We start from the raw sequence: 13757 nt of genomic DNA, 5'->3' as shown, positions 1-13757 counted from the left end.
GTAAGTCGAGCCTTACAGGATTTTTGCTCAGCCGCCAACTTGGCCGAGTTTTTCAACAAAATAGGAAGGCAAATCGACGTTCGCGTCCCTTGCAAAAAAGGAAATCAACCCGATGTAGGCTTGCCAACAACTACAAGGGGAACACCTTGGCCCTTTCGAACAAGCAACACAATCAGATGGACGGCATGATCGGTCGCCTGTACGACGCCATTCGGGCCGGTGAAGTCAGCCGTGAGCGGGCGATCGGCGGACTGGCGCATGTCATGGCCGCGCTAGACATTGGCAACACCGGCGAGGCGGTCGCTTGGTTTAATCAGCCTGGCGTCGAGTTCTTCAACGACGCGCTCGACTCAAAGGAGGAATGACCGTGCACGTTTCCTTCAACAACACCACTGGCCTGCCCGAGCTCGTCAACGCCCCGGCCGGGTTCGTTCTGACGTCAGTGCGCATCGAGTTCGACACTGACCCGCACACCCAGCAGCTGCTGGTCGGTAGCGGCAAAGCTGTCGTCAAAGTTCGCCAAGACCCGACCTCGAATAAGACCACGGAAATGACGCTACCCTTCAAGTAGTCGCAGCAGGAAGGACACGCTGGCTCGCGAGGGTGTAAATAATATTGTGTAAACGGTCATTTGGCAGGACACTGCCGCCATTAGGAGAAACGATGACCGTTGTAAAGCGTAACAAGCGGGCCAAGCCCGATCCGGAACTGCTCAAACTTGCCGACGGCCTGCTGGCAAACTACCAGAAGCCCGAGGACCTGATCGGCGAAAATGGGCTGCTCAAGCAGCTCACCAAGATGCTGGTCGAGCGCGCGCTGGAAGTCGAGATGACCGACCACCTGGGCCACGACAAAAGCGGCGAGGTGACCAACAGCACTGCCAACACCCGCAACGGCCATAGCATCAAGACGCTCAAGGGCGATTTCGGCGCGCTGCCGCTTGACGTTCCTCGCGACCGCCAGGGCACGTTCGAGCCGCAGATCGTCGTCAAGCATCAGACACGCTGGACCGGCTTCGACGACAAAATCATCTCGCTCTACGCGCGTGGCCTGAGCGTGCGGGAGATCCAAAGCCATCTGGAAGAGATGTACGGCACCGAGGTGTCACCGACCCTCATTTCCAACGTCACGGACGCTGTCAGCGAGGATGTGAAGCTCTGGCAGGCCCGCCCGCTCGACGCCGTGTACCCGATCCTCTATCTCGACTGCATTCACGTCAAGGTGCGCGACAACGGCGCGGTGCGTACCAAGGCGGTCTACCTGGCCATCGGCGTCAACATGGATGGCCACAAGGAGGTGCTGGGCCTGTGGATCTCCCAAACTGAAGGCGCGAAGTTCTGGCTGCAGGTCGTGACCGAGCTAAAAAATCGTGGCGTGCAGGACATATTCATCGCCTGCGTCGACGGCCTGAAAGGCTTCCCGGACGCCATCGAGGCGGTCTACCCGCAGACCTCGGTTCAGCTGTGCATCGTTCACATGGTGCGCAACAGCCTGAATTTCGTGCCCTGGAAAGCGCAGAAGGAAGTCGCCGCCGATCTGAAGTTGATTTACAGTGCAGCCACTACCGACGAGGCTGAACTCAGGCTTGCCGAATTCGAAGATAAATGGGATAAACAGTATAAACCGATAAGTCAGTCCTGGCGCCGTAACTGGGCGCGCGTCATACCGTTCTTCGACTACCCGCCGGAAATCCGAAAGGTGATATACACCACGAACGCTATTGAATCGATTAACATGAGCCTGCGAAAAGTGACCAAGGCCCGCAGTTCCTTTCCGACCGATGAAGCTGTCAGCAAGCTGTTTTATCTTGCCCTGAACAACATCAGCAAGAAGTGGACGATGCCGATACGGGACTGGAAAGCTGCGTTAAACCGCTTCGCCATCCAGTTTGAAGACCGGGTGCCGCAGACTTAAACGAAGAATCGTTTACACAGAATCTGGTACACCCCCTGGCGCGAAGCCAGCGTTTTTCTTCCGAGCTGCTTACTTGGCGCCGCGGCGCTAGCGCGCCTCATCCAAAGTATCCACGTGCACATGGGCCCTGCCCTGAGCTCAGGCAGGCAGAAACATCTAAAGCAGCAAAAAATCGAGAGAGACAACATCACGGCTTGCGAACGGACTGGAGAACCGCTCGAACCGAATGCCCAGGCTCATCACAAGATCAGGAAAGCAGACGATCCAGATCAGGCCTTGAATCTGGATAACATCGAAGTCATGAATGCGGCTCCTCACGTGGCGCACCATGTGAACGAGAGAAAGATCGACTTCGATTGATTCGATAACGTCATCCGGGGTGTGCGCTTGCTGTTCGCTCAGGTCTGCTTCGGATCGATAGCGGAAGTACACACCCGTAGTTTGGCAGCTAAGATGACGTCCGTGTTCCCAGCCGGACTGACGTCATGGCCCAGGCACTTCTCCCGGAAGACTTTTGGTCGCTTGTAACAGCCCATCTTCCGACCCATCGCAGATAGCCGAAAGGCAGATGGCGACGTTTCGACGATTGCGCGACCCTAACCGGGATTCTGTTTGTGCGAAGACCGGGATATCGTGGGAATATTCGCTGCGTGAACTCGGCTGCGGCGGTGGCATAACTTGCTGGCCCCGGCCCACGAATGGATGAAAGATCGCGTTCGGCAGCGCGTCCAAGAGGCAGTGCTCTGACGCCTGCGCGAGCACGACCAAACCAGGGGATCGAGCTTGCGTTGACGCTGCCAGTGTGTCGGCCCCTGCGGGCAGAGCATAAGGGCCGAAATCCGACAGATCGCGGCAAACTCGGCTGCAAACATCATCTGCTTGTGGATCAACGTGGGTTGCCGCCGGTAGCCGAGATTTCGTGTACTTGTTGCACGATTCGCGTTTTCTTATTCCACTCGTCGAAGCCATCCCAGCGGTTAAGAAACTTATCGGCCGTGCGCGTAAGCGTCCAGGTAAGCTGCGCGCCGACCAAGCGTACGCTTGACGTGCAGATCGTGCTTGTTTGCGCCGAAGAGGTATCGCAGCATGTATCGCGCGATACAGCGTTGAGTCGCGTGAAAGGCTCGGCTGATGGCGCTGGGACATCGAGCGCACCGTAGGGTGTAAGCGCCTGTCCTCTCGTTGGCAACGCTTGAGATGCATGGCGCCACGCGCAACCGTATGGTGGCATGATAGAATCATAGGTTTTTCTTTGACTGCCTAGCTACACTCGCAGTCATACGAACCAAAAGGCAATCCAAGCTTTTATTGCTTGATTGAATCATAGCATTTTGGTAACCTCAATGTTGTCCGGACGTCTTTCTGCCGTTGAGACATGTTGGTTCGCTTCTCAACGTCGTCGCACTGTGGTGTTCGTACTTCGAACACACCAGGATTACCGGAGTTCCTATGGCCCGTTCTGACCAAATGAAAGCGCTGTTGAAGGCGCATGCTAGCAACGATAACGACCATTTCTATGCCGTTGCAATGCAAGTAGCTGCGGACGAGGCGCTACGGGGGCATGTCAGGTTGGCGGCTGAGTTACGCGACCTGATCGACCGTGCCAAGGTCGAGGCGACACCGGCGGCTGGCAAACCGATACCCCTGGCGCAACCGAAAGGCGAACTTTCGGAGTTGCTGACGGTTCAGTACCCCCATGAGCACTTTAACCAGATGGTGCTGTCCGAGGGAGTCTCAGGAAAATTGCAGCGGGTGCTCAAGGAGCAGCGGCATGGCGCGCAACTGAAGGCGCATGGCCTGAGTCCGCGACGCAAGCTTCTCCTCGTAGGTCCTCCCGGCACCGGTAAAACGATGACGGCGGCGGTATTGGCCGGAGAGCTGAGACTTCCCCTGTTTACAGCCCGGTTTGACAGCTTGATCACCAAGTTCATGGGAGAGAGCGCCGCTAAACTTCGCCTCGTTTTCGACGCCCTCAAGTCGACCAAGGGCGTGTATTTTTTCGACGAGTTCGATTCGCTTGGCTTGCAGCGAGGAAGCCAGCATGACGTCGCCGAGATGCGTAGAACGCTCAACATGTTCCTCCAGCTGATCGAGCAAGACGGGTCCGACAGCCTGATTGTCGCCGCCACCAACCATGCGAAAGATCTGGACGTTGCCCTGTTCCGTCGTTTTGACGATATCATTCGCTACGATGCACCTGACGAACGTCAGATTGAGGCTCTGTTACGGAATAAGTTGGCCTTATATGCGCCAGATACATTCGATTATCGCGAACTGGCCAAATACGGCCAGGGTGAGTCGCATGCGGACATCGTTCGCGCGTGCCAGGACGCGGTAAAGGACGCTGTCATCGCGGGCGACGAGCAAATATCGTTCGATAACGTTGTTCTACATCTGCAGGAAAGAGCTGCCAGCAAACCATTGTAATATCCACAAGGAAACCTGTAGAATTATCGAAGAGATAATTCGAAAGGCCTTGCATGGCAGAACAGAATCTTCCGCATATTGTGATTAACGGATTCGTTCAATCACAGGATTTTCAGTCCCCGCTTTCTGTTCGACGGCAAACCGCGCCGCAGCGTGATCGGGAAGAGCACGGGCGCCAGTTGCTTGCCAAAGTCGCTGCCCTACAAGTCCACGAGCAGGACTTGAATGCGCAACGAGCGGAACTCGAACTCCCGCAGCAAAGTGGCCTGACGATTGCCGTCGACATTGTTCCGAAAAATTCGATCGATTATAAAACCTTCGAATGGAAGAAAGATGGTGTGGAGCTGCTTTCAGTGGTCGAAGGCAGCGCTGCGGATACGGTCACGCTTTTCGTCCCGGACGGAAAGCTGACGGCACTTGCCAGCCGCATCCAGGACTACCAGTCCAAGAATTATCGCAACACCGACAAGCCAGCCAATGCCAACCTAGTCAACGCCATCCACGATATCCGGCGCGCCGCGTTTGCCCAGCTCTGGACGGACACGGCGGCCATGCCCGCCGACGAGCCGACCTGGTGCCAAGTATGGTTGAGAAAGTCGAAGCTGTCATCCAGCGCCGTCAGGGACAGGTTCGCGGACCTGGCGGGGCGTCTTGGAATCGAGGTCGATCCGGGCTTCGTCACCTTCCCAGGAAGGGTCGTGGTGGCGGCCAAGGGCAACCGGCCGATGTTCGAGAACGCCCTGCAGCTGTTGGATCTGGTGGCTGAGGTACGCGCGGTGCCGCCGACCGCGGCGTTCTTCCTGGCCGACCTGAGTCCAGAAGAACAAGCCGGCTGGATTAAGGATTTGGCGGATCGCACCACGCAAGAGAGAGGACGACGGACCTTTCGTGACGCTCCTCGACACGGGCGTGAACAACGGCCATCCTCTGTTACGGCCGGCGCTGCATACGGACGACTGTCACGCTGTCGAGCCGACCTGGGGTGTGTCTGATCACCATGGCCACGGCACCGGCATGGCCGGTCTCGCCCTTTATGGAGACCTGACTGAGCCGCTCGCCTCTGGCGAGCCGGTGACGATACCGCACGGTCTCGAGTCGGTGAAAATCCTTCCACCAGAGGGCGAAAACCCTGTGCACCTGTATGGCGCGGTCACCGCCCTGGCAACCAACCGGGTTGAGATCCAGGCGCCCGGCAGAAGGCGGACCTTCGCTATGATGACCACCTCGTCTGGCGACATATTCGGTGCCCCGTCCGAATGGTCTGCGACGATCGACCAGCTATCGTTCGGCAGGACGGCCCCCGAGATTGGCAGCGAGGACGACGACGAGCCGGAAGTTCGGAAGCAGCGTTTGTTCGTGCTATCCGCCGGAAATGTGCCGTGGCAAGAGTGGAGTCAATACCCGCACGTGAACGCGGTGCGCACCGTCGAGAACCCGGCGCAATCCTGGAATGCAATCACCGTCGGCGCCATGACCGACCTGACGCATGTGGATGCGTCGACCTATCCCAACTACGTGGCAATTGCCGCGGCCGGCGCATTGAGTCCCTCCTCAAGGACGTCCACGGCATGGAGCGGCGCCTGGCCCTACAAGCCGGACGTCGTTGCAGAAGGAGGGAACGGCTGTCTGGAGCACGGCTTGCACGTGTCGGTCGGGCCGGAATCCGTGCGCCTGCTCACGACGTCGCCAGACCCGGTCGACGAGCCACTGACCGAATCCGGCGACACCAGTGCGGCCGCGGCGGAAGTGGCCCGCCTGTGCGCCCATATCAGCGCGGTATATCCGGCCTACTGGCCCGAGACGATCCGAGCACTTGTCGTCCACGGCGCACGGTATACGCCCGCCATGCGGGGGCTCCTGCCGGTTAACGTACGAAAGCAGGACAAGATTAACCTGCTGCGCACGTTTGGTTATGGCCTGGTCAGCGCGGAGAGGTCCCGGTCATCTACCCGGCGCCGCGCGACCATGGTCATCGAACGGGAATTTTATCCCTATCGTCTCGACGGCTCCAACGTCAAGCTCGGACAGATGCAGCTACATGACCTGCCTTGGCCCCGGGACGAGCTGCTCGCACTCGATGGCGAAGTGGCGATGCGAGTGACGCTGTCGTATTTCGTCGAGCCGAATCCGGCACGGCGGGGCTGGCAAAGCAAGTTCCGCTATCAGTCCTACGCCTTGCGCTTTGCCGTACGCGGCGCCACCGAATCCGAAGAGATGTTCCTCAAACGCATTAACAAGCTTGAACGCGACGAGGATGACACGGATACGCATGGGGATCCCGACAGTGAGAACTGGATAATGGGCACACAACTTCGCGCAAAGGGCTCGGTTCACTCAGATGTGTGGGTTGGCACCGCCGCGCAATTGGCGACCAAATCCCAGATTGCGGTCATCCCCGTCGGTGGCTGGTGGAAGGACTGGAAGGAAGCTGGTCAGTTCAGGACAACCGCGCGCTATGCCCTTGTCGTCTCGCTGGAGGTGTCTGAAAGCGTCACGACGGCCGTCGACCTGTATGCGCCGATTGCGGTGAAAACGACGATCGCGGTGCCAGCGCAAGCGACGACGATTGATATCGTCTCCTAAAATCACACATTTACCTCAATTACGAGAATCGGGAGCGGCGACAGCAACCGAAACACGTTCTTGGCGAGCTTTGACGTATAGGAATAGTGTTTGTTCATCGAATGTTTATCGTGAATCGACGTGGTCTGTCACCTGCCTTGGAGAAGTACGCCCAGGAGCTTTTCAACTTGAGGTGCCAAAGGACAGGTCAATCCGGCGGTGCGTAGAAGACGCCAGCGTACGAGAGGTTCGCCCTTGGCTCGGCTCACCAAGATGACCGTCGAAATCTTCCAGCGCGGCCAGCGCATCGCCAGCCACGCCTACTGCACCGTCAAGGGCCGCCATACGACGATCGACGCGCACATGCCCGCGGCGCACCGTGAAGTCGCCGGCTGGAACGCCACCACGCTGACGACGCGGGCCGCTGCGATCGGGCCGCGTTGCGCGGTGCTGGTTGAGCGGCTGCTGCATCAGCGGCGTCATCCCCAGCAGGCTTACCGCAGCTGCCTCGGCGTGCTGTCGTTGGGCCAGCGATATGGCGTCGAACGCCTGGAGGCGGCCTGCGCCCACGCCCTCAAGCACGGTGCGGTGAGCTGGAAGAGCGTGCAGGCCATCCTCAAGAACGGACTCGACCAGCAACCGCAGGGCGTGCAGCGCACGCTCGACTTGCCCGAGCACGAGAACCTGCGCGGCGCCGCCTACTACCAATCGCATCAGCTGCACTGACATCGCGAATAAACGATATAAACAATTTATGCATTGAACGCGGAAGCTGCGCCCCCCCGGGCGCGCTCTGCAACCATGAAAGGACGTACCATGTTGCATCATCCCACCCACGACAAACTGACGCGCCTGAAGCTGTTTGGAATGGCGCGCGCCTTTGCCGAGCAGAGCGCACTGGACCTGGACCATCTGACTTTCGAAGAGCGTCTCGGCCTGCTGGTAGACCATGAAGTGACCGAGCGCGACGGGAAGGCACTGGCCCTGCGCCTACAGCGCGCCAGGCTCAAACCCAACACAGCCGCCGAGGACATCGACTACCGCCACCCGCGTGGCCTCGACAAGGCGCTGTTTCAGCGCTTGCTGGCCGGGCAATGGCTGACTGACAGGCAGAACGTGCTGCTGACCGGCCCCACCGGCGTGGGCAAGACCTGGCTCGCATGCGCGCTGGCACACTAGGCCTGCCGCCAGGGCTACAGCGCGTACTACGTGCGCTTGCCGCGCCTGCTCGACGAACTGGGCATTGGCCGTGCCGACGGGCGCTATGGCAAGCTGCTCAAGCAACTGGCCAGGATCGACACGCTCGTGATCGACGACTGGGGCCTGGCTGTGCTCGACGATGCCCACCGGCGCGACCTGCTGGAAGTGCTCGACGACCGCCACGGAACCCGCTCGACCATCGTGACCAGCCAGCTGCCCATCGAGCACTGGCATCCCGCCATCGGCGACCCGACCCTGGCCGACGCCATCCTTGACCGGCTCGTCCACAACGCCCACCAGCTCAACTTGAAAGGAGATTCCCTGCGAAAAAAACGGGCCAATTTGACAAGACCAGCTCATCAGGAGTAAAACCCGAACCTCGACCCCGTGCCGTCACGCCCCGAGTGTCCAGTTTGGCCTGGAACAGGTGTCCAGTTTGCGCTGGAATGCGTGTCCAGTTTGCGGCGGAACGGGTGTCCAGTTTCGGCGGAATACGCACCCCATCCAAGCTTGATTCGCCTGTTGGTGGCTCGTGCGGGCAGCAGTGACAGCTGCTTTTGCGGCCGCCTGGACTGCTTTCTGAGCGTCGACATGCTCATCGGCCGATTGGGCGGCAGCGCTCATCGCTGCCCGCTGTTCTTCGGTGTCGCGCTCGGTATCGGTAAGTGCTTGTAAGCCGCTTGCGAGATCAATGGAGGCTTGACTTGCTTGATTGAGCAATTCGGTCAGGCGCTTCTGTACATCGTTCTGCGTAGCCTCGATAGCTTGGCTGGCGATGCGCTGGCCGCGCTGGAAGATTTCGACGGTCATCTTGGTGACGCGCACGTCCACCTGGGCGCGCGCGTGCTGGCATGGTACCGAGTAGTAGTGCCCGTCGATCTCGACGTGATAGTCGATGCCCACCCGGGCCACCTTCCATTCGGCGTACTCGTAGCGCCGTTGCGGCAGCGGACGCAGGGCCGGCTGGTCCATCTCCGCAAAGGCGCTGGCGCGGCAGCCCGGCAGCTTCTTGAAGGGCCGCTGGTTCACATCGGCCAGCAGGGTCCGCAGTGCGCGATTGAGCTCGTTGAGGCTGAAGAAGCGCTGGTGGCGCAGCCGCGCCAGCACCCAACGGGTGATCACCAGCACGCCGTTCTCGACCTTCGCTTTATCTTTCGGACGTCGGGCACGTGCCGGCAGCACGGCCACGCCGTAGTGCTCCGCCAGGTCGTGGTAGGTCGGGTTGAGGTCCGGCTCGTAGCGCGACGCCTTGGTCACGCCGCTGCGCAGGTTGTCCGGTACCCACAGCTCCGTGCAGCCGCCGAAGAACTCGAGCGCGCGCACGTGGCTGCCAATCCAGTCAGGCAGCTGCTGGCTCCAGGTGGCTTCGAGATAGGTGTAGTTCGACGCGCCCAGTACGGCGACAAAGATCTGCGCGTCGCGGATTTCGCCGGTGGCGCCGTCGGTGACGCCGACGGTCTGGCCGGCATAGTCGACGAACAGCCGTTCGCCCGGCGTGTGGGTCTGGCGCATCGACAGCGTCAGCTGCTGGCGCCAGCGGCGGTAGTGGTCGCAGAAGGCGCTGTACTGCAGGCCGTCGGCCTGCTCGACCTTGTACTCCTGCCACAGCAGCTCGAGCGTGACGCCCTTGCGGCGCAGCTCGTTGTGCACCGTCAGCCAGTTCGGCGCCGGACGCTTCACTGACGATGGCTCGCTCGGCGGAAACAGCCGCCACTCAAGCGCGGCGTCGTCAAGATCCGCCGGCATCGGATACGGCAAGCCTGCCACCTTGGCGCGGGCCAGGTAGTCCGACACGGTGGTCGGCGAGGCGTTGATGATGCGGGCGATCTCCCGCTTGGAGCGGCCGTGCTCGAAATGCAGCCGCAGGACTTCATGGATTTTGCGCATGGATAACCTTTTGTTGGTCAAGCAACCCTCCCGGAAAAATCCGCGAGAGTGCCACAGTTATCCCTTGCCGCCAGCCCCTTCGGCCCGCTTCAAACTGTCCAGTTTGGAGCGGAATCAGTGTCCAGTTTGCGCTGGAACGGGTGTCCAGTTTGCCGCGGAATCAGTGTCCAGTTTGCCGTGGAATGGGTGTCCAGTTTGGTCTGGAATACGCAGATGGGGCATCAAGCGCGCATCCAGTCGATCTTGTCGGCACTCGCAGCTGTAAAGTTCGACAGCGCAGTATCACAGGAGCAGCTCCGTCAACAGGTGGAAATCGCCGCGGGACGCGAGGCCTCGGCGTTAGGTCTGCGGGACCGCGTTGCAGAACTCGAGGTGGCTGTAGACACCGCTGCTACTTCCGCTGCCTTCGAGAACATCAGGCAGCGCATTCTTGCCAACGAGGCCGTAATTCAGGAAGCTACCGCTCGCGCGCAGAACGTTCAGCCTTGGGTCGGCTATTTTACTGAAGTCAAGAAGCTTCTCAGCACGCAGCAGGCCTATGCGACAGAGCACTTCATCTCCGAGTATGGGCCGAGGACGGCCGTCATTCAGCAGCGACTCCGTCCTGTTTATGGCTTCGGCGAAGTTGAGGTTACCAGCAAGGATTCGGCCATCGACATTCGTATCCATCGAAAGGGAGAGACACTGAGGCCGACAGATTTCTTTAGCCAGTCGCAGGTGCAGACCCTCGTCTTGGGCCTGTTCCTCACCGCCTGCAGCTCTCAGACTTGGTCCGGCTTCTCGTCCATCATGATGGACGACCCAGTCACCCACTTTGATGACCTGAACACGTATGCTCTACTCGACCTGATTCTTGGGTTGCAGAGTTCTCCGGAGGGTGAGCGGCAGTTCGTCATTTCCACGTGCGACGAGAAGCTGTTGCAGCTTGCTCGACATAAGTTCCGTCACATGGGGGCGGCCGCAAGGTTCTACCGCTTCCAAGCTATTGGCGCCGAAGGCCCTTTGGTTTCGGAGATTTCTGCATAGGAGCTTCCAAACGAGAGCTCAAAGAGCTGACGCCGGTCCCGGCGGCGTACTGTAGACTAGACCGATTTCGCGCACCACGAAATTGAAATGTGCGATCGCGTCGGCGAACTGCGCGCGATCTGCCGGCAGCGCGCGCACCAATGACTCGTGTTTGACGGTGATGCCTTCCTTGTACAGGTAGCCGATCATCTGCCAGAAGCTGGCAATCGCGTCCACCATGCGAGCCAGCAACTCCTTACCGATACAGATTTGCTCAATTGGCGGGGCGAGCGCCGAGTCGGCTGGCCACGTGGTTCCCGGCCACAAACTAGGATGGTTGCGCCAGAGTGCGTTTGCAGTCCGGCCAGCGCCGTGACGACATACGTTACCCAGCTGCGCAAGAAGGTTGAGGTCATGGTAGCTCAGAAACGCTTGCATGGGTACGCCACGCAATTCGGTGAACAACGCCTGGAGCGCATCCCAAGTTGCGTGTTGGATCCTCTTGGCCAATTTGTCATCTTTCCAGTCGATGCAGGCGAGAAGATAAGCACGTAATTGACGTTCCCAGATCGACTGGATCGATAGACACATCGCCGCCGCCGTAACGGACAGCTGGTCAACCATGTTAGCGTGGACAAAGGGCGCTGCGCCCTCTTGATTACTTGCCCAGAAGGCCACCTCTTTCACAGCATGGTCCAGCGCCGGCAGGGCCACGTTCGTCCAGTAGTCTTGAACTACGTCATCATAGCGATGGCAGATGACATCACCGTACCCTGATCGCCATTTGAATTGCGGTAGCTTGTCCATTACGTATTGTCGGGTGCAGCATCGGAAAAGTACAGATTTGGTGACGAGGGATCGAAATTCGTTGCCCAAGCTGCTGCGGACTGTGTCAAACTTTATTGCTGCAAACTGCATACTTCAAAGATTTTGACGCGCACTTGTGCCAGACATTATTTCGCAGCAAGTTGTGCAACGAACGTGTAAACTGTTGATTTATCAGGGACGCCTGTGTCAAACATTATTGTTTGTGCACAGCCCGGCTCACACCACCATGGGCCCCCCGATGTTCCCTTTGAATATCTCCATATTCAACGAAAAATCGTCCACGGTCCCGCCCGGCCGGCCGTCGACCAGCACGCTGATCGCCCGGCCGCCGCGCACTTGCGTCATCTCCTCGGCTGACAATGACCGGACGCGCGCGTTCGCGTCTGCCGCGTCGTCGAAGGCCAGGTCCTTGATCGTCAATGTGTCCATGATAGTTCTCCTCAGGTAGTCGGAAATGGGATGAGCGCACGTCACCCGCCCACTTGCATCTATGCATGGAGCATGCCAACCGAGGAGTCACGTCGCAGGCGGCCTGTGCGGCGGTTTGTGTCGGTTTCAATCCAACACACCGCCCAACCTGTTGGATTCGTTGCGATTTGGATACATGAGATATCTCATCGGGCGCTTTTGCATTGTAAGTACATTGCTACGAATCCAACGATAAACTAGAATAATTCTCATTTAGATTCTTATTATCGTCTGAGCATGCGTCATCTGAAGCCTCGCCCTGCAGTCCTGTTCCTGACCATTCTTCTTTCGGGTGCCCTCACGGCTTGCGGAGGCGGTGGCGACAGTGGTTCCACGCCAGCCACGTCGACGGCCGCGGCCGTGTCGGCGTCGTTCAGCCCCAGCGCCGTTCTGGGCGAGAAGATCTACAACGACGTCTCGCTGTCGGCATCCGGCCGGCAGTCGTGCGCAACCTGCCACAGTCCAGATAACGCGCACGGCCCCACCAACGATTTTGCCGTGCAGCTCGGCGGCCCGAACGGCGACGTGCCGGGCTTCCGCGCGTCGCCGTCGCTGCGCTACATGCAGCAGACGCCGGCGTTCCACTTCGAGGCGGACGGCACGCCTGTCGGCGGCTTCAACCGCGACGGCCGCGCGCGTACGCTGCAGGAGCAGGCCGAACGGCCGTTCCTGGCGGCGCACGAGATGGCCAACGTCAGCAAGGCGGACGTCGTCGCGCGGCTGCAGCGCGCGTCGTACGCGGCGCAATTCCGTGCCACCTTCGGCGACAACATCTTCGACAATGTCGACCAGGCGTTCAGCCGTGCCCAGTTTGCGCTGCAACAGTTCGAGAACGAGGATCCGCGTTTCCACCCGTTCGATTCGAAGTACGACCTGTTCCTGGCCGGCAAAGCCAAGCTGTCCGATGCGGAGCTGCGCGGCCTGGCGTTGTTCAACGATCCGACGAAAGGTAATTGCGCGGCGTGTCACCCGAGCGCGCGCGGTGCCGGCGGCAGCGCTCCCTTGTTCACCGATTTCAGCTACGACAACCTCGGCGTGCCGCGCAACATGCGCATCGCGGCCACGCAGGATGCGGCCTACTTCGACCTGGGCCTGTGCGGCCCCGATCGCACCGATCTCGCCGATCGCACGGACCTGTGCGGCGCCTTCAAGGTGCCGACCTTGCGTAACGTGGCGACGCGCAAAGTCTTCTTCCACAACGGCGCGTTCACGAACCTGACCGACGTCGTCCGCTTCTACGTCACGCGCGATACGAACCCGGAACGCTGGTATCCGGTGAACGCCGACGGGACCGTGGACAAGTTCAACGACTTGCCGCCGGCGATGCGCGGGAACGTGAACACGGCGGAAGTCCCTTACAACCGTCGCCCGGGCATGGCGCCGGCATTGAACGAGGCCGAAATCGCCGACCTGGTCCAGTTCCTCGGCACGCTTACCGACGGCTACCAACACTAACCACTCATTAG

General features: G+C 59.7%; 12 protein-coding genes and 2 pseudogenes. 10 read left to right on the top strand and 4 right to left on the bottom strand.

All coding sequences use genetic code 11. The features are described 5' to 3' along the window. Positions 1 to 146: 146 nt before the first annotated feature. The 3 genes from BVG12_RS20020 (at position 147) to BVG12_RS20010 (ending at position 1914) form a co-directional block, all read left to right on the top strand. A complete protein-coding gene (locus BVG12_RS20020; RefSeq protein WP_218921025.1) occupies positions 147 to 365 on the top strand; it encodes a hypothetical protein in 219 nt (72 codons plus the stop codon). Next, positions 362 to 571 (top strand): hypothetical protein, encoded by a 210-nt coding sequence (locus BVG12_RS20015; protein WP_075793935.1) that lies wholly within the window; start codon positions 362 to 364, stop codon positions 569 to 571. The genes BVG12_RS20020 and BVG12_RS20015 overlap by 4 nt, the downstream gene beginning before the upstream one ends. A 92-nt stretch (positions 572 to 663) precedes the next feature. Beyond that, positions 664 to 1914 (top strand): IS256 family transposase, encoded by a 1251-nt coding sequence (locus BVG12_RS20010; RefSeq protein WP_075791135.1) that lies wholly within the window; start codon positions 664 to 666, stop codon positions 1912 to 1914. A gap of 156 nt (positions 1915 to 2070) precedes the next feature. On the opposite strand, the gene BVG12_RS20005 is transcribed toward BVG12_RS20010, so the two are convergent. Next, positions 2071 to 2346: a hypothetical protein gene (locus BVG12_RS20005; RefSeq protein WP_075793934.1), complete on the bottom strand. Its 276-nt coding sequence runs from the start codon at positions 2344 to 2346 to the stop codon at positions 2071 to 2073. 1017 nt (positions 2347 to 3363) lie between these two features. Here BVG12_RS20005 and BVG12_RS20000 point away from each other — a divergent pair. From BVG12_RS20000 to istB, 5 genes and pseudogenes are all read left to right on the top strand, one after another. Then, the gene (locus BVG12_RS20000) at positions 3364 to 4341 is read left to right on the top strand and encodes an AAA family ATPase (RefSeq protein WP_075793933.1); all 978 of its coding nucleotides are present in this window, start codon (positions 3364 to 3366) and stop codon (positions 4339 to 4341) included. Positions 4342 to 4394: 53 nt separating this feature from the next. Then, complete coding sequence (locus tag BVG12_RS35215; protein WP_229503664.1) at positions 4395 to 5333, top strand: hypothetical protein; 939 nt, start codon at positions 4395 to 4397, stop codon at positions 5331 to 5333. Further along, positions 5230 to 6924, top strand: coding sequence for a S8 family peptidase (locus BVG12_RS19995; RefSeq protein WP_229503663.1), 1695 nt, complete (start codon positions 5230 to 5232; stop codon positions 6922 to 6924). Before BVG12_RS35215 ends, BVG12_RS19995 begins: the two co-directional genes overlap by 104 nt. A gap of 234 nt (positions 6925 to 7158) precedes the next feature. Then, positions 7159 to 7629: a hypothetical protein gene (locus BVG12_RS19990; RefSeq protein ID WP_156895686.1), complete on the top strand. Its 471-nt coding sequence runs from the start codon at positions 7159 to 7161 to the stop codon at positions 7627 to 7629. 90 nt (positions 7630 to 7719) lie between these two features. Beyond that, positions 7720 to 8472, top strand: a pseudogene (gene istB, locus BVG12_RS19985) (IS21-like element helper ATPase IstB). A 399-nt stretch (positions 8473 to 8871) separates the two neighbouring features. On the opposite strand, the pseudogene istA reads toward istB, so the two are convergent. Further along, positions 8872 to 9990, bottom strand: a pseudogene (istA, locus tag BVG12_RS19980) (IS21 family transposase); the annotation flags it as partial. A gap of 213 nt (positions 9991 to 10203) precedes the next feature. On the opposite strand from istA, the gene BVG12_RS19975 reads away from it, so the two are divergent. Next, positions 10204 to 11016 (top strand): AAA family ATPase, encoded by an 813-nt coding sequence (locus tag BVG12_RS19975; protein ID WP_075793930.1) that lies wholly within the window; start codon positions 10204 to 10206, stop codon positions 11014 to 11016. An 18-nt stretch (positions 11017 to 11034) separates the two neighbouring features. Here BVG12_RS19975 and BVG12_RS19970 read toward each other — a convergent pair whose 3' ends face one another. Together BVG12_RS19970 and BVG12_RS19965 are read right to left on the bottom strand one after the other, a co-directional pair. Beyond that, a complete protein-coding gene (locus BVG12_RS19970; protein WP_075793929.1) occupies positions 11035 to 11802 on the bottom strand; it encodes a hypothetical protein in 768 nt (255 codons plus the stop codon). A gap of 237 nt (positions 11803 to 12039) precedes the next feature. Next, positions 12040 to 12252 carry a hypothetical protein gene (locus BVG12_RS19965; RefSeq protein ID WP_075793928.1) on the bottom strand — a complete coding sequence of 71 codons (213 nt, stop codon included), beginning with the start codon at positions 12250 to 12252 and terminating at the stop codon, positions 12040 to 12042. A 276-nt stretch (positions 12253 to 12528) separates the two neighbouring features. Between BVG12_RS19965 and BVG12_RS19960 the strand changes: the two genes are divergently transcribed. Then, on the top strand, positions 12529 to 13746 hold the full coding sequence (locus BVG12_RS19960) for a cytochrome-c peroxidase (RefSeq protein ID WP_075793927.1): 1218 nt from the start codon (positions 12529 to 12531) through the stop codon (positions 13744 to 13746). The last annotated feature ends 11 nt before the right edge of the window (positions 13747 to 13757 follow it).

Source organism: Massilia putida (genome assembly GCF_001941825.1).
Classification (GTDB): domain Bacteria; phylum Pseudomonadota; class Gammaproteobacteria; order Burkholderiales; family Burkholderiaceae_D; genus Telluria; species Telluria putida.
This window is presented reverse-complemented; position numbering and strand designations above follow the sequence as displayed.